The following is a 16160-nucleotide window of genomic DNA, read 5'->3' as shown; positions in this document are numbered from 1 at the left end:
CTCCGCGATGGCCTCGGCGATCGGGGTGAGGTCGGCATATTCCTTGGACAGCCGGGCGAAGTCGCCGGACTCGGCAAGGCCGGCCGCAAGCGTGTCGCGCAGCTCGTCGTACCGGGCCATCACCTTATCGAACTTCTCGTCCAGGCTCACGTCGCTCGTCCTTATCCCGTTCAGTCTCTTCGGCCCCGTCAGAAGCCCTGTCACCGGTCACTTCGCCGGCCATCCCGTCCTGCCCGAACCTGTCCAGTCCGAACAGCCGGAACATCAACCGCTCGGCCGTGGCCCGTTCGGCCAGCCCCTCGCCGCTGCCGTCGGCGGCCAGTGCCCGCAGCGCTTCCGACGGGGCGTGCAGCAGCCGGTTGACCAGCAGCCGCGTTGCCGACGCCGCGTCCAGATCGCCGTGCCCGGCCAGCAGGCGCCGCCGCTCCGCCTCGAAATGGGTGCGGAGCGCCGCCACGGCAGGCACCGCGGCGCGTTCCGCACGGTCGCGGGCGAAGGCGGCCACCGCCTCGTCCACGATCATCCAGGCCGCCTGGGTCGCCGCCTCGCGCCCGACGCGGCCCTGCAGCGCCACCCGCTCCAGATCGGCCAGATCGTAGACGAAGGCGCCGTCCATGCCCGCCACCGCCGGATCGACGTCGGCCGGGATGGCGGCATCGACCACGAAGACCGGACGGCGGCGGCGGCGCTTCAGCACCGCCTCCATCATCGGGGCGGTGAGGATATAGCGTCCCAGGCCGGCCGCGGCCACCAGGATATCGGCGCCGGTCATCGCCGTCTCCAGATCGGCCCAGGGGGCGAAATGCCCGTCCAGCCGCCGCGCCGCCGCTTCCGCCCGCCGGTCCACCGGCGCTGCGACCGTCAGCCGCGGCAGCCCGGCCTCGCGCAGCCCCTCCAGCACCAGGGCGCCCATGTCGCCCAGCCCCAGCAGCAGGGCGCCACAGCGCCGGATGTCGCCGTGCAGGTCGCGCGCCACCTGGATGGCGGCGGCGGCCAGCGAGGTGGCGCCCTCCGCGATCGGCGTCTCGCTGCGCACCCGCTTGGCGGCGGCATAGGCGGCCTGCAGCGCCGCCTCCAGCTCCGGCCCGGTCATCCCGGCCGACGCGGCGCTGCGGTGGGCGGCCTTCAACTGGCCCAGGATATGCGGTTCGCCGACGATCTGGCTGTCGAGCGAGCAGGCCACCGCGAACAGGTGGCGCACCGCGTCGATGCCGGTGCGTGTGTAGAGCTGCGGCGCAAGATCGGCGGTGGGTAGGCCGACGCGGTCGGCCATCGCCTCGGCGATCGCCAGCGCCGCCTCGTTCGGGCGCTCGTGGACCGCCTGCACCTCCACCCGGTCGCAGGTGCTGAGCCACAGCGCCTGCCCCACGCCTGCGGCGCGCAGCCGGTCCAGCATGCCCGCCACTTCCGCTTCGTCGGTGGACAGGCGGTCGCGGACCGCGCCGGAACAGGTCCGGTGGCTGGCGCCGATGACGAGGTAGGAGGTGGTGGTCACGCCGCGGGTCGCTGTCCCTGCTTAAATCGGGGGCAGCTTACTCCGCGGCGGGAGCCACGTCTCGGGTGGTTTCTCGGGTGGTTTCCGCTTCGGCGGCTTCCGCCGCTGCTTCCGATGCGGCCTTCGCCGCTTCGATCTCCGCCGCCTTCCTCTCGACCAGACCGACCAGATGCTGGACGATGTCCTGGTCCTTCAGCCGGTGGTCGGTGACGCCGGACAGATACACCTGATGGGTGTTGTTGCCGCCGCCGGTCAGGCCGATGTCGGTCTCCCGTGCCTCGCCCGGTCCGTTCACGACGCAGCCGATCACCGACAGGGTCAGCGGCGTGGTGATGTGGGCCAGCTTCTGTTCCAGCAGTTCCACCGTCTTGATGACGTTGAAGTTCTGCCGCGCGCAGCTGGGGCAGGAGATCACGGTGACGCCGCGGCGGCGCAGGCCCAGCGACTTCAGGATGTCGTAACCGACCAGCACTTCTTCCGCCGGGTCGGCCGAGAGCGAGACGCGCAGCGTGTCGCCGATGCCCGACCACAGCAGCATGCCGAGCCCGATCGACGACTTCACCGTGCCGGCGCGCAGGCCGCCCGCCTCGGTGATGCCGATGTGCAGCGGATAGTCGCAGGCCTCCGCCAGCCCCTGATAGGCGGCGACGGCCAGGAAGGCATCGGACGCCTTCACCGAGATCTTGAACTCGCGGAAATCGTTGTCTTCCAGGATCTTGGCGTGGTTCAGCGCGCTTTCGACCATCGCCTCGGGGCAGGGCTCGCCGTACTTTTCCAGCAAATCCTGTTCCAGCGAGCCGGCATTGACGCCGATGCGCATCGAACAGCCATGATCCTTGGCCGCCTTCACCACCTCGCGCACCCGCTCGGCCGAGCCGATGTTGCCGGGGTTGATGCGCAGGCAGGCCGCGCCGCTCTCCGCCGCCTCGATGGCGCGCTTGTAGTGGAAATGGATGTCGGCGACGATCGGCACCTTCACCTGGCGCACGATGTCCTTCAGCGCCAGCGCCGAGTCGCGGTCGGGGCAGGAGACGCGGACGATGTCCGCCCCCACCCGCTCGGCAGCCTGTATCTGCTCCACCGTCGCCTTCACGTCGGTGGTCGGCGTGTTGGTCATGGTCTGGACCGAGATCGGCGCGTCGCCGCCGACCAACACGTTGCCGACGCGAATCTGGCGCGATTTGCGGCGAAGGATCTGGCGGTAGGCGCGCACGGTCATCTCAGGTCAGCCTCTGGACAGCGAAAGCGGTGGCCGGGAGCCGCATCCTAGCGCAGCCGGCGTCAGGCCAGAAGTGCGGTCCGGCGCCCCGGATTCAAGATCGGGTATTCAAGCCATGCAATTAAGTGGGCCATGCGGGATGGCGACGGATCAACGCCGCACCACCCCATGGTTGTCGATGGCGACGTCGCGCAGAACCTGCCCGACGGAGCCCAGCGGCGGGCTTTCGCCGCCATCGGCCATCACCACCAGACCGCCGGCATTGCCGGTGCGGATCTTCACGTTGGGCTTGTCGGGAACGCGGAAGGTGTCGCCCGGCTTCAGCACGCGGGTGAAGACGATCTCGCTGCCGTCGCGCACCTGCAGCCAGCTTTCCTGGGTGGCCTTCAGGACCAGCTTGGCGTTGGTGTTCAGCGTGCCATAGACCTTGCCGTTGGCCGGCACCGTCGCCGTCGGGGCGGCCGGCGCGGCGGGCGGATTGGCTGCGGCATTCAGCGGGGTCGGGTCCTGGGGCGATGCCTCTTCGTCATCCTCCGGCGGCGGGGCCGGAACGTTGACGACCCCTTGTCCCGGGGCTTGTCCTCCGGCGCCCTGCCCGGCAGCCTGATTCGTGGACGGCGCGTTTGCGGACGGCAGCGGCGACTGCGCCGGCGGCAGAACCGCGGGCGGAACGGCCGCGACGGTCGGCGGCTTGCCGGCAACCGTCGAGGCGGCCGGCGCCGGAGCGGCGGGGGCGGTCCCCTGCGGCGGCTTCGCCGCTGCACCCGGAGCGGCGGCACCCGGAGCAGGGGCAGGAGTCGCCGGAGCCGGAGCCGCGGCAGGCGGCGGGGCGGCGGCGATCACCGGCGCGGGAACCGACGGCTCCGCTCCCGGTTGCGCCGCGGTGCCGGCCTGCTCGGGCGCCGGGGTCGCGGGCTTGGACGGCACGCCGTCCAGCAGAGAGACCAGCCGGTCCGGCAGGGTCGGCACCAGATCGGTCACCGTCCGGTCGGTCGCCGACAGATAATACCAGCCGCCATAGACGATGCCGGCCAGAACCAGCGTGCCCAGCAGCAGCGTGCCGCCCGAGGCGCGCCCTCCTTCGGCCGCCGGGGTCGGCAGGTACAGTTCCTGCCGGCGGACGGTGCCGGCCGCCTCGTCCTTGTAGCGGGTGACGACGGTGTCGGGGTCCAGCCCCAGGCACTCGGCGTAGGACCGCAGGAAGCCGATGGCGTAGGTGCTGCCCGGCAGTTCGTCGAACCGCCCTTCCTCGATGGCCAGCAGGTACGGATAGCGGATGCGCAGCATCGCCGCGACATCGCGCAGGTCATAGCCGTGCGCCATGCGCGTGGAGCGCAGGGTCTCGGAGACGGAGGGGCCGGGCGGAGCCGGGTCGAAATCGTCGAAAACCTTGCGCTTGGCCATGGGCTCGCCATCTGCTCGCAACTAGCGCGCACGCCGAAAGTCATGCGCAACCGGGGCATCCGTGCGGATGCAACAAGCGGAATGGGTACGACATGCCGCCCCCGCGGCGCAACCGCAATGACCGCGGGTCGGGGGCTGCGGGTCGTGACAAGTGGGCGGGGGCCGAAGTTGCCCCCTCAGATCAGAACCCCGTGATCCTTGGCGAAGGTCTTCAGCTTGTCGCGCAGGCTGTGGTCGGCCCCGGTGTAGAGCCCGCTCATGTACTGCCGCAGCGCACCGACATCCATCGAGCGCAGCATGGTCTTCACCGGGCCCACCGACGGCGGCGACATCGACAGGGTGCGGAAACCGACGCCGATCAGCGCCATGGCGTCCAGAGGCCGGCCGGCCATCTCGCCGCAGATGCTCAGCGACACCTTGTGCCTGGCGCATTCGTCCACCAGCCGCCGCAGCACGCACAGCATCGACGGCGACAGCGGGTCGTAGCGGGTGGAGGTGCGCGGGTTGCCGCGGTCGGCGGCGAACAGATATTGGGTCAAGTCGTTGGAGCCGACCGACAGGAAATCCAGCCGCGGCAACAGCGCGGGAAGTTGCCACAACAGCGACGGAACCTCGATCATCGTGCCGACGCGCAAACCGCTCGGCGGGTCGATGCCTTGGGCGGCCAGCCGCTTCAGCTCCAGATCCAGCAGGCGGCGGACGCCGTCGAACTCCGCGACCTCTGCGATCATCGGGAACATCACCGACAGCGGCCGGCCGGCGGCAGCCAGCAGCAGCGCGCGCAACTGCTGGCGCAGCAGCGACGGGTGGTCCAGCCCGATGCGCACCGCGCGCCAGCCCAGCGCCGGGTTCTCCTCCTCGCCGCCGGTCATGTAGGGCAGCATCTTGTCGCCGCCGACGTCCAGCGTGCGGAAGACGATCGGCTTGTCGCCGACCTCGTCCAGGATGCGGGAATAGAGGTCGGTCTGCGCCTTCACGTCGGGATATGAGGCGCGGACCATGAAGGGGATTTCGGTGCGGTAGAGCCCGACCCCCTCGGCACCGCTGGCGGTCAGGTGGGGCAGGTCGATCAGCAGGCCGCAGTTCAGCTGGATGGAGATCGGCACGCCGTCCCGCGTGACGGAGGGCAGGTTGCGGATCTCCGCATACATCTGCTCCTTGCGGTGCTGCAACGCCACGGCCTCGGCGAAGGCCATCTGGATGTCTTCGGCCGGGCGGATGAAGACCTGCCCATGGTCGCCGTCGACGATCAGCTGGTCCAGCGGCTCGATCCGGTTCAGCGCGTCGGGCGCCTGCACCACGGGGATGTTGAGAGCGCGGGCGACGATGCAGACATGGCTGGCGGGCGACCCTTCCTCCAGCAGCAGGCCGCGCAGGCGGGTGCGGTCATAGTCCAGCAGCTCCGCCGGCCCCATGGAGCGGGCGACCAGAATCATGTCGTCGGGCAGGGTGGCCCCGTCGGTGCCGCTGGTCTTGCCGGCCAGATGTTGCAGCAACCTGTTGGTCAGATCCTCGAAATCCATCAACCGTTCCCGGATATAGGGATCGGTCAGGTGGCTCATGCGGGCGCGGGTGTCGTTCTGCACCTGCTGCACCGCAGCCTCGGCGGTCAGGCCGACACGGATCGCCTCGCGGATGCGCGACAGCCAGCCGCGGTCCTCGGCGAACATCCGGTAGGTCTCCAGGATGTCGCGCGGTTCGCTCAAGCCCGCCAGCGACGCCGCTTCCAGCAGGTCGTCGATGGCGCTGTGCATGGTCTGCAACGCGGTGTTGAAGCGCTCCAGCTCGGCGTCGGCGTCTTCCGCCACCATCTGGCGGACGGTCAGCTGCGGCCGGTGGATGACGGCGAGGCCCATGGCCAGCCCGGCGCTCATCGCCGTGCCGGACAGGCGGGCGGGCAGCAGCACGGGATCGCCGGTGGTGGTCACCTCCACCGGGTTGACCAGCTCGCTCTGGGCCACCAGTTCGGCGACGACCATGGCGATGGTCTGGAGGGTTTCCACCTCCTCCTCGACATAGCGGCGGCGGTCCTTGTGCTGGATCACCAGCACGCCGCGCACCTTGCTGCCGCGCAGGATCGGCACGCCGGCCAGCGACTGGAACGGATCCTCCCCCGTCTCGGGGCGGTAGGCGAAGCTGGGATGGGAGGGCGCGTTGTCCAGCGCCACCGGGCGGGCATGGCCGGCGATGTAGCCGACGATGCCCTCGCCCACCCGCAGGCGGGTGTTGTGGACGGCGGTCTTGTTCAGGCCCTCGGTGGAGAACAGCTCCAGCACCTCGCCGGCCCGCATGATGTAGCAGGAACAGACGTCGGCCTTCATCTCGGCCGCGATCAGCGTGACGATCTTGTCCAGCCGGTCCTGACCCGACCCCGACCCGGCCATGATGTCGCGCAGCCGGGCGAGCAGCCGGCGCGACGAGGTGCCGTCGAAGCGGGAATGCATGCCCCCTCCCATACCGCCGCCCATACCACCATCGCCGGCTGCCGTGTCGAGGGTGTCCGTCATGTCGCTACAGCGCTCCCACGGGCGGCTCCGCCATCACTCCCGCCACTTCTCCCAACGATGCCTCATCACTCGCCCGCCGTGCCAGCGCCGATTCGGCCTGGGCGATCAATTCGGCAAGGATGTCGGCCACCGGTTGTTCGCGGGTGACCAGACCGACGCTCTGCCCGGCCATCAGGGAGCCGTTCTCGACATCGCCCTCGACGACCGCGCGGCGCAGCGCACCGGCCCAGAAATGCTCGATCTCCAGCATGCCTTCATCGCGGCTCATGACGCCGGAATCGACCCTGGCGATGACGTCGCGCTGGAACTCCATGAAACGCTTGGAGGCATCGTTCGCCAGCGCACGCACCGGGATGACGGGGAAGCGCGGGTCGATCTGCACCGACGGCTGAGCGTCGCGGGCGGATGCGCGGATGAAAGCCTGCTTGAAATTGGGATGGGCCACGCATTCGGTGGCGCAGACGAAGCGGGTGCCGACCTGCACGCCGGCCGCTCCCAACTCCAGATAGGAGAGGATGGCCTCGCCCCGGCCGATGCCGCCGGCGACGAACACCGGCACCTCGTGCAGGTCGGGCAGGATTTCCTGGGCCAGCACGGTGGTGGAAACCGGGCCGATGTGCCCGCCGGCCTCGGTCCCCTCGATCACCAGCGCGTCGGCGCCATGCTTCACCAGCCGCCGGCCGGCGGTCAGCGTGGGCGCGAAGGCCATCGCCTTGGCCCCGCCGTCCTTGATCCGGCGCAACGTGGCACCGGACGGCAGCCCGCCGGCTATGACCACATGCCCGACGCCCTGCTCGCGGCAGACGTCGATCAGCTGGTCCAGCGCCGGGTGCATGTTGATGACGTTGACGCCGAACGGCTTGTCGGTCAGCGCCCGGGTGCCGGCGATCTCCACCGCCAGCTGGTCGGGAGCCATGGAGCCGCAGGCCAGCACGCCGAAGCCGCCGGCATTGGAGATGGCGGAGACGAGGTGCCGTTCGGACACCCAACTCATGGCACCGCCCATCACGGCGGTGCGGGTGCCGAGGAACTCCCGGCCCCGTTTCCACAACCGGTCGAGACGCGACCGGTAGAGGCGGGATTGGGCCGATGCTTCCGCCGCGTGCGATGTGGCGTCGGTCATGGCCGGCCCTCTCCTGCTGTTGCGGTCCCCGTCACCAGGGTCGCCACCTTTGCTCAGGCGGCGTCCAGGCCGTAGGCGGTGTGCAGGGCGCGCAGCGCCAGCTCCGCATACTCCTCGGCGATCAGGACCGAAATCTTGATCTCGGAGGTCGAGATGACCTGGATGTTGATGCCCTTGTCGGCCAGCGCCTTGAACATGCGCTGGGCGACGCCGGCATGGCTGCGCATGCCGACGCCGATGACCGACACCTTGACCACGTTGGCATCGGAAACGATGCGCTTGTAGTTCAGGGTGGACTGCGCGTCCTCCAGCACCTTCACGCCGCGGGCCAGATCGGCCTTGCCGACGGTGAAGGTCATGTCGGTGGACTTGCCGTCTTCCGACACGTTCTGGACGATCATGTCGACGTTGACGGCGTTGTCGGTCAGCGGACCGAAGATGGCGGCGGCGACGCCCGGCTGGTCGGCGACGCCTACCAGGGTGATCTTCGCCTCGTCGCGGCTGTAGGCGATGCCGCTAACAACTTCCTTTTCCACGATCTCGTCCTCGTCAACAACCAGGGTTCCGGGAAGCGAGCTGCCCGCCGCCGCTTCGAAGCTGGACAGCACCTGCACGCGCACGCGGTGGTTCATCGCCATCTCGACGGAGCGGGTCTGAAGCACCTTGGCCCCCTGCGAGGCCAGCTCGAGCATCTCCTCGTAGGTGATCTTGTCGAGCTTGCGCGCCTTGGAGACGATGCGCGGGTCGGTGGTGTAGACACCGTCCACGTCGGTGTAGATGTCGCAACGGTCAGCCTTCACCGCCGCCGCCAGCGCCACCGCCGAGGTGTCGGAGCCGCCGCGGCCCAGCGTGGTGATGCGGCCCTCGTTCGACACGCCCTGGAAGCCCGCGACCACGGCGACTTCGCCGGTCTGCAGGGACTTTTCCATCTCGCTGGTGTCGATGGAGACGATGCGCGCCTTGCCGTGCGTGTCGTCGGTGCGGATCGGAATCTGCCAGCCGGCCCAGGAGCGGGCGGGAATGCCGAGCGACTGCAGGGCGACGGCCAGGAGACCGGAGGTCACCTGTTCGCCGCTGGCGACGACCGCGTCGTATTCGCGCGCGTCGTGCAGCTTGTCGATGTCGTTGCAGTATTTGACGAGCTGGTTGGTCACGCCGGACATCGCCGACACGACGACGGCGACCTGATGCCCCGCCTTGACCTCTTGCTCGACCTTTCGGGCCACGTTCTTGATGCGGTCGATGTCGCCGACCGACGTGCCTCCGAACTTCAGGACGATCCGCGCCATACCTCACACCATGTCTGGCCGCCCGATCATGACATCTGGATCATGCGGGTCGGCTGAGCGCACCCCCGCTCCACCGTTGCCGGCGCGGGGCGGCGTATCCATACTCCGTCAGTGGAAGCGAGGCAAGTTGCCCGCACCCGTCCCGCCACCCTGTTTACGGATTTTCACCATGACCGCGTCCTCCTCCGCCTTCCCGCATGCGTCCGCAACCGCCCCGGCCGGTGGGATCGGCGGTGGAACCGTGGACCCGGAGGATGTCGCCCGCTTCTCCGCCATCGCCGCCGAGTGGTGGGACCCGACCGGCAAGTTCAAGCCGCTGCACCGTCTGAACCCGCTGCGCCTGACCTACATCCGCGACAGCGTCTGCAAGCGTTTGGGCCGCGACCCGCTGGTGCCCAACCCGCTGGCAGGCCTGCGCGTGGTCGACATCGGCTGCGGCGGCGGCCTTCTCGCCGAACCGATCGCGCGGATGGGCGCCACCGTGGTCGGGGTCGACGCGTCGGAGAACAACATCAAGACCGCCGCCACCCATGCCGCCGAGACCGGCACGACCGTCGACTACCGCGCCACCACCGCCGAGGCCCTGGCCGCCAGCGGCGAAAAGTTCGACGTGGTGCTGGCGATGGAGGTGATCGAGCATGTCGCCGACGTGAACCTGTTCGTGAAGTCGCTGTCCGAGTTGCTGGCGCCGGGCGGCGTCCTGTTCCTGGCGACGCTGAACCGCACGCCGAAATCCTTCGCGCTGGCCATCGTCGGGGCGGAGTACATCCTGCGCTGGCTGCCGCGCGGCACCCACAACTGGCGCCAGTTCCTGCGCCCCTCCGAACTGAACGCCGCCGTACGCACGTACGGGCTGAGCGTACGCGACCTGACCGGCATCACGTACAACCCGCTGAGCGACGAGTTCAGGCTGAACCCGCGGGACCTGGACGTGAACTACATGGGCTGGATGGAACGGGGGTGAGGTAAGTTATTGAAACGAAATTACCTCTTTCGACCGTCATTCCCGCGAAGGCGGGAATCCTGACTTGTGCCCGCCCTTGCACTGGAAACTCTGGATCCCCGCCTTCGCGGGGATGACGTCCGAGGAGAGTGCGGCTTTATGAAACGCGGCTAGCTTTCAATCTTCGTAAACCGCCTCCAGGGGAATGGTCAGATCGAGCGAGGCGAGCATGACCGGCCCGTCGCGCAGCACATCGACGGTCCAACCGCTGCCGTCGCGGCGGTACACCTCGACCAAACGCTCGGTCTGCGAGACGAGGACGATTTCGCGCAGCGAAGGGATCTTCTGGTAGTTGGTCCGCTTCTCGCGGCGGTCGATGGCTTCCGTGCTGTCGGAGAGAACCTCCACGACAAGGACCGGGTCCGTGACCACATAGGGATCGTCGTCACCGGCGCAGGTCGCGACGAGGTCGGGATAGTAGAAGGCGTTCGCCGCCTCGACCCGAACCTTCACGTCATTGGCGTAGGCCTGACATCCACGGGCGCGGGCGGCCTGCCGCAGGGCGACGAACAGGTTGCCGACGATGGTCGCATGCCGACGGCTCGCCCCCGACCATAGCGAAGATTTCACCGTCGACATACTCATGGCGGACCTCTGCGACCCGCTCGGCGGCGAGATAATCCTGCGGCGTAATCCACGGCTTGCGCGATATGCCCGCCATGGCCTTGGCCCCCGTCGGTCGTGTCGGCTTGCCGGTATCCTACCAGCCCGTCCGGCCCCACACCACTTGGTGCATCCGCCCCAAAAGAAAAAGGGCCGCGCACAGCCCGTGCAGCGGCCCTTTCGGCATCCTGTTCCCGCACTGGCGGCCGGTCAGTTGGACGGGCTCGGCTCGTGCTGGGTCAGAAGCGCGTACATCGCGTCGCCGGACTGGGCTCCGCGCAGCTTCTCGCACATGGACTGGTCACGCAGAAGGCGCGAGACGCGGGCCAGGGCCTTCAGATGGTCGGCTCCCGCCTGTTCCGGGGCGAGGAGGAGGAAGATCAGATCGACCGGCTGCTCATCGATCGCGTCGAAATCGATGGGCCGCTCCAAGCGGGCGAAGACGCCATGGACGCGGTCCAGGCTGGACAGCTTGCCGTGCGGGATGGCGATGCCATGGCCCACGCCGGTCGTGCCCAGCCTTTCGCGCTCCAGAAGCACGTCGAAGATCGCCCGCTCGTGCTGACCGGTCAGCTCGGACGCTTTGCGCGCCATCTCCTGCAGGGCCTGCTTCTTGTTGCTGGCCTTCAGGTTCGGGAGGATGGCGTGCGGAGAGATGAGGTCGAGCATGACGCTTCCAGACCAGGGAGACGGGTCGGCGCCGTCAGGCGCCGGCCTTCTCCGCCGGATCGACCCAGCCGATGTTCCCGTCGGCGCGGCGATAGACCATGTTCAGGCGGCCATGCGCACCGTTGTGGAACATCAGGGCGGGGGCCTGCGCCAGCTCCAGGCGCATCACCGCCTCGCTGACCGAAAGGGTGGCGATGCTCGTCTCCATCTCCGCCACGACCATCGGCTGGTGGGCGCCGTCGGCAACCGTCTCGACCTCGTCATGCTGCTCGTCGGCATCGGCCTCCAGCACGCGGTAGTTCGCGGGCAGGGCGGCGCCGTTCTCGGCCGCGTGGTGGTCGCGCAGGCGGCGCTTGTAGCGGCGCAGGCGCTTGGCCAGCTTCTCGCAGGCGATGTCGAAGGCCGGATACGGCTCGGTGGCGTCACCGGCACTCTGCAGCATGATGCCGCGACCCACATGGGCCTGGATGTCGGCCTTGTAGAGGTGCGCGTCCTTGGTCAGGATCACGGTCGCTTCGATCGGCTTGTCGAAGTACTTGCCGACGACGGCGCTCAGGCTATCGGCCACATGGGTGCGCAGAGCGTCGCCCACGTCGAGCTGCTTGCCTTTGACGGTGAGTTGCATGGTGGAACGTTTCCAAAAATTGGTCCGCTGGGGACGGTGTAGAGACGACGTGTGGAGATGCGGTCCACCGCGTGCGGGCCGGGACGATAGGCAAGGGCTATCGGACTGTCAATCGAGCCCTCCCCCGCCCGACCTGCCTACATGCGTGACATCTTGGCACGGCGTCGCTGCACCGATGACGGTATTTTCATCGCTTCACGATACTTCGCGACCGTCCTTCGCGCAATGTCGATCCCTTCGGCACGGAGAATCTCCACCAGTTTGTCGTCCGACAGCACGTCGTCCGGCTTCTCGGCATCGATCATCGTCTTGATGCGGTGCCGAACCGCTTCCGCGGAATGGGAAGCTTGCCCATCCGCACCCTGGATGGCGGAGGTGAAGAAGTATTTCAGCTCGAAGACGCCACGCGGGGTCGCCATGAACTTGTTGGTGGTGACGCGGCTGACGGTGCTCTCATGCATGCCGATCGCCTCGGCGATGTCGCGCAGGATCAGCGGCCGCAGGTGCGAGACGCCATGGATGAAGAAGGCATCCTGCTGGCGGATGATCTCGCTCGCCACCTTCAGGATGGTGGTGGCGCGCTGGTGCAGCGACTTGACCAGCCAGTTCGCCGACTGGAACCGCTCGGAGAGATACTCCTTGTCGGCCTTGGATTTGGCGCTGTCGGAGATGCGGGCGAAATAGCGGTGGTTGACCAGCACCCGCGGCAGCGTGTCCGGGTTCAGGTCGATCAGCCAGCCGCCGCCGGGGTTGGCGCGCATCAGGATGTCGGGGGTGACCAGCTGGGCCGGGGTATGGTCGAAGGCCAGCGCCGGCTTCGGGTTCAGCTTGCGGATGTCGACGACCATGTCGGCGACATCCTCCGCATCGACGCCGCAGACCTTCATGATGGCCGGCAGGTTGCGCGCGGCCAGAAGCTCCAGATTGTCGAGCAGCGCCGCCATCGCCGGGTCCAGCCGGTTCTTCTCGCGCAGCTGGATCGCCAGGCATTCCTTCAGCGAGCGGGCGAAGATGCCGGGCGGGTCGAAGCGCTGGCAGGCGGCCAGCACCCGCTCCACCCGGTCCACCCCGCAGCCCAGCTGCTCCGCCAGCGCCTGGGCGTCGAAGCCGACCAGCCAGCCGGACTCGTCCAGCATGTCGATCAGGGCCAGCCCGATCAACTGGTCGCCCAGATCGGGCAGGTCGATCTTCAGCTGTTCGGTCAGGTGGTCGCGCAGGTTCTTTTCGCTGGTCAGCGTCGCTTCGAGGTTGCTGTCGTCATCGTCGAAGCCACTGCGGCCTCCGCGCTCGCCGTAGGAGCCGTAGACCTCGCTGCCGCCGTCCGACCCGTCTGAAAAGCGGTCGTCGCCGTAGACATTCTCGAAATCGGTGTCGAGCGGCGCCTCGGATGAAGAGGCCAGCGTGTCGGAGGACGTCATCTCCACCGTGTCGCGGGTGCGCCCGTCGGACGGGGCCAGACCCGGCCCGTCGTCGCGGCCGTTCAGCCCGTCGATGCTGAGGCCGTTCGCCTCCATGCCGCCGGGACCGTCCAGCCCGCCCGGCGCGTCGCCGCCGGCCCCGTCGCCCACAGGGTCGCTGCCGCCGTCGCCGGGGCCGCTGTCGCGCTCCAGCAGCGGGTTCTGCTCGATCTCGCGGTCGACAAAGTCCGACAGTTCGATGTTCGACAGCTGCAGCAGCTTGATCGCCTGCTGCAGCTGCGGCGTCATCACCAGTGTCTGGGCTTGTCGAAGGTCGAGACGTTGAGCAAGCGCCATGGCTGTGGAACCGGGACCAGTGGAAACGGAGGGCTACAGACTGAACCGGTCGCCGAGATAGACCCGACGCACGCCCTCGTGCGCCACGATCTCGTCCGGTTGTCCCTCCATTAGTACCACACCATCGTGCAAAATGTATGCCCGATCGACGAGGTCCAACGTTTCACGCACGTTATGGTCGGTGATCAGCACGCCGATGCCGCGGTCGCGCAGATGTCCGACCAGTTCGCGGATGTCGTTCACCGCGATGGGGTCGATGCCCGCCAGCGGTTCGTCCAGCAGGATGAAGTGCGGCTGGCCGGCGAGCGCGCGGGCGATCTCCACGCGCCGCCGCTCGCCGCCCGACAGCGCCAGCGCAGGCGAGCGGCGCAGATGGGTGACCGAGAATTCGGCCAGCAGCTCGTCCAGCATCGCCTCGCGCGCGTCGCGGTCGCTCTCCACCACCTCCAGCACGGAGCGGATGTTGTTCTCCACCGTCATGCCGCGGAAGATCGAGGCTTCCTGCGGCAGATAGCCGATGCCGAGCCGGGCGCGGCGGTACATGGGCAGCGCGGTGATGTCCTGGCCGTCCAACGTGATCGTGCCGGAGTCTGCGGCGATCAGGCCGGTGATCATGTAGAAGCAGGTGGTCTTGCCGGCGCCGTTGGGGCCGAGCAGCCCCACCGCCTCGCCACGCTGGACGCTGATCGAGACGTCGCGCACCACCGGCCGCTTCTTGAAGGATTTGCCGAGATGCTGGGCCACCAACCCCTCGGTCGGGGCGGCGGCTGCGGAAATGCTTCCGGCGGGTGCGGCGCCGGGCCCGTTGGCGGTCAACACGGTCACGGCTTCTTGCCTGCGGCGGCGCCGGGCTGCTCGCCAGCCTTCTCGGCGGGAATCAGCAGCCCGCTGACCCGGCCGCCGGCATCGCGGCCGGCGATGACGCGGTTGATCTTGGTGTTCATGTTCATCTCGGCGGCTTCGCCGTTCAGCTGGTTGTCGCCGCGGGTGATCCGGACATTGCCGATCAGCACCGCGACATTGTCGGCCACCGAATAGACCAGCTTGTCGGACAACGCCACATCGGTGGGCGTGGTGACGATGACGCTCCCGGACCCGTCGATCCGCTCCATCTGGGTGGTGCCGTCCGGCAGCTTCTTCAGCCGGCCGATCAGCACGTCGGCGCGCAGCCGGTCGGTGCCGCGCACCGCCACCGCGTCGCCGCGCGCCACCGTCAGCTCGCGCGCCTCGTAATATTCCAGGCTGTCGCGGGCGGTGATCACGTCCTTGGTGGTGACCAGCTTCAGATCCTTGCCGGTGACGACGGCGACCTGCTTGTCGACGTCATAGACGCCATGGTCGCCGAACACCTGCTGGGTCGGACTGACGATGCGGACATTGCCGTCGGCCACCAGCTGGAACACCTCGTTCCCCTTGCCGGGCACCTCGCGGTAATAGGCGGTCAGCACATCGGCGAAGACGGTCGAGTCGTTGCGCTTGGCCGAGGCGTTGCCGCGCGCCACATAGGCGCGCACGTCCTGGTGCCATTCGATCGCCTGGTCGGCGTTGATCTCGACCGGCTGCTTGCCGCCCATGCCGGGCAGGCCCTGGGCCATGGCGGGAGCGGCGAGCAGCAGCCCGGCGGCCAGCGCCACGGCGGCCGGGACCGCCGACAGGGAGAAAACGGTTCTGAATGGCGACCGTTTGGACGTCACGGCTTCTTGCTCCCGGGGCGTTCGGCGGCCTGGACCTCGGCCTTCGACTGGTTGAGGAAGACGACATTCTTGCCGCGGTCCGTCATGCGGAAGCCCTTGGCGTTGATCTCGCCCTGCGGACCCTGGCCGGCCACCGCCTGGTCGCCCCAGGCGTTGCCCTTGCGGATGTCGGCCTCGGCCTCGCTGGTGGTGAACTCGTTGCCGTCGTCACGCAGGACATGGACGTTGCCGCGCATCAGCAGGATGCCGGTGACCTGATTGTACCAGCCCTTGTCGGACCGCATGGTCACCCAGGTGCCGGTGCTCTCGGTCATCTCCGCCTGCGGGTCGTCCAGCAGGACGATGTCGGGCTGGTCGGTCGACTTGTCGGCCTTGGCCGCCACCAGCGAGAAGGGCTGGTTGTGTTCGTCCAGGCTGAAGTAGCGCGGCTTCAGCATCTCGCTCTGCCCGGCATCGGCGGAGATGCGCGGGGTCGGCGGACTGTTCAGCGACGGCCAGGCGGCCAGCAGCGCCATCATCGCCAGCGCCGCCGCCGGAAGCGCGAACTTCAGGGCCGAGACGAAACGGCTGTGGAACCGGCTGACCGGGCGCGTGTCGCGCCGCCGGTGCGCGCGCAGCACGGCCGGCGGCTCCGCCGGGCCATGGGCAGGAGCGGACGCGCGGCGGTCCTGCCCGCCCGCAGGCGATGCTGCAGGCGGGGCGGTTCCGGTGCGCTCGGGGCTGCGCAGGTCGTCCAGGCTCAACTCTCTGTCCCTCCGGCTCGGCGCTTGGCTTC

At 68.6% G+C, this 16160-nt stretch carries 14 protein-coding genes; 1 reads left to right on the top strand and 13 read right to left on the bottom strand.

All coding sequences use genetic code 11. The features are described from left to right. Window positions 1–124: 124 nt before the first annotated feature. The 6 genes from hemA to VD964_RS26630 all read right to left on the bottom strand — a co-directional run bounded on the left by hemA (window position 125) and on the right by VD964_RS26630 (window position 9037). A complete protein-coding gene (hemA, locus tag VD964_RS26655; protein WP_324871485.1) occupies window positions 125–1495 on the bottom strand; it encodes a glutamyl-tRNA reductase in 1371 nt (456 codons plus the stop codon). Window positions 1496–1532: 37 nt separating this feature from the next. Further along, complete coding sequence (ispG, locus tag VD964_RS26650) at window positions 1533–2714, bottom strand: flavodoxin-dependent (E)-4-hydroxy-3-methylbut-2-enyl-diphosphate synthase (protein ID WP_324871484.1); 1182 nt, start codon at window positions 2712–2714, stop codon at window positions 1533–1535. Between the two features lie 150 nt (window positions 2715–2864). After that, on the bottom strand, window positions 2865–4118 hold the full coding sequence (locus VD964_RS26645) for a helix-turn-helix domain-containing protein (RefSeq protein ID WP_324871483.1): 1254 nt from the start codon (window positions 4116–4118) through the stop codon (window positions 2865–2867). Between the two features lie 176 nt (window positions 4119–4294). Beyond that, window positions 4295–6574, bottom strand: a complete 2280-nt coding sequence (ptsP, locus tag VD964_RS26640) for a phosphoenolpyruvate--protein phosphotransferase (RefSeq protein WP_324871486.1) — start codon at window positions 6572–6574, stop codon at window positions 4295–4297. A 55-nt stretch (window positions 6575–6629) separates the two neighbouring features. Further along, complete coding sequence (locus VD964_RS26635) at window positions 6630–7748, bottom strand: NAD(P)H-dependent flavin oxidoreductase (protein ID WP_324871482.1); 1119 nt, start codon at window positions 7746–7748, stop codon at window positions 6630–6632. A 53-nt stretch (window positions 7749–7801) separates the two neighbouring features. After that, window positions 7802–9037: an aspartate kinase gene (locus VD964_RS26630; protein WP_149223863.1), complete on the bottom strand. Its 1236-nt coding sequence runs from the start codon at window positions 9035–9037 to the stop codon at window positions 7802–7804. A gap of 169 nt (window positions 9038–9206) precedes the next feature. Here VD964_RS26630 and ubiG point away from each other — a divergent pair, with 169 nt between their 5' ends. Then, a complete protein-coding gene (gene ubiG, locus VD964_RS26625) occupies window positions 9207–10001 on the top strand; it encodes a bifunctional 2-polyprenyl-6-hydroxyphenol methylase/3-demethylubiquinol 3-O-methyltransferase UbiG (protein ID WP_324871481.1) in 795 nt (264 codons plus the stop codon). A gap of 156 nt (window positions 10002–10157) precedes the next feature. Here ubiG and VD964_RS26620 read toward each other — a convergent pair whose 3' ends face one another. The 7 genes from VD964_RS26620 to lptC all read right to left on the bottom strand — a co-directional run bounded on the left by VD964_RS26620 (window position 10158) and on the right by lptC (window position 16128). Continuing rightward, on the bottom strand, window positions 10158–10625 hold the full coding sequence (locus VD964_RS26620) for a Uma2 family endonuclease (protein WP_324871480.1): 468 nt from the start codon (window positions 10623–10625) through the stop codon (window positions 10158–10160). A gap of 228 nt (window positions 10626–10853) precedes the next feature. Further along, window positions 10854–11312: a PTS IIA-like nitrogen regulatory protein PtsN gene (gene ptsN, locus VD964_RS26615; RefSeq protein WP_014249030.1), complete on the bottom strand. Its 459-nt coding sequence runs from the start codon at window positions 11310–11312 to the stop codon at window positions 10854–10856. A gap of 34 nt (window positions 11313–11346) precedes the next feature. Further along, window positions 11347–11937: a ribosome hibernation-promoting factor, HPF/YfiA family gene (hpf, locus tag VD964_RS26610; protein ID WP_324871479.1), complete on the bottom strand. Its 591-nt coding sequence runs from the start codon at window positions 11935–11937 to the stop codon at window positions 11347–11349. Window positions 11938–12074: 137 nt separating this feature from the next. Further along, entirely contained in the window at window positions 12075–13691 is a 1617-nt protein-coding gene (gene rpoN, locus VD964_RS26605; RefSeq protein WP_324871478.1) for an RNA polymerase factor sigma-54, read from the bottom strand. 33 nt (window positions 13692–13724) lie between these two features. Continuing rightward, window positions 13725–14516 carry an LPS export ABC transporter ATP-binding protein gene (lptB, locus tag VD964_RS26600; RefSeq protein ID WP_414637277.1) on the bottom strand — a complete coding sequence of 264 codons (792 nt, stop codon included), beginning with the start codon at window positions 14514–14516 and terminating at the stop codon, window positions 13725–13727. Continuing rightward, on the bottom strand, window positions 14513–15385 hold the full coding sequence (locus tag VD964_RS26595) for an LptA/OstA family protein (protein ID WP_324871477.1): 873 nt from the start codon (window positions 15383–15385) through the stop codon (window positions 14513–14515). The genes lptB and VD964_RS26595 overlap by 4 nt, the downstream gene beginning before the upstream one ends. Further along, complete coding sequence (gene lptC / locus VD964_RS26590; RefSeq protein ID WP_324871476.1) at window positions 15382–16128, bottom strand: LPS export ABC transporter periplasmic protein LptC; 747 nt, start codon at window positions 16126–16128, stop codon at window positions 15382–15384. The genes VD964_RS26595 and lptC overlap by 4 nt, the downstream gene beginning before the upstream one ends. Between the last annotated feature and the right edge of the window lie 32 nt (window positions 16129–16160).

Source organism: Azospirillum sp. (genome assembly GCF_035628975.1).
Classification (GTDB): domain Bacteria; phylum Pseudomonadota; class Alphaproteobacteria; order Azospirillales; family Azospirillaceae; genus Azospirillum.
This window is presented reverse-complemented; position numbering and strand designations above follow the sequence as displayed.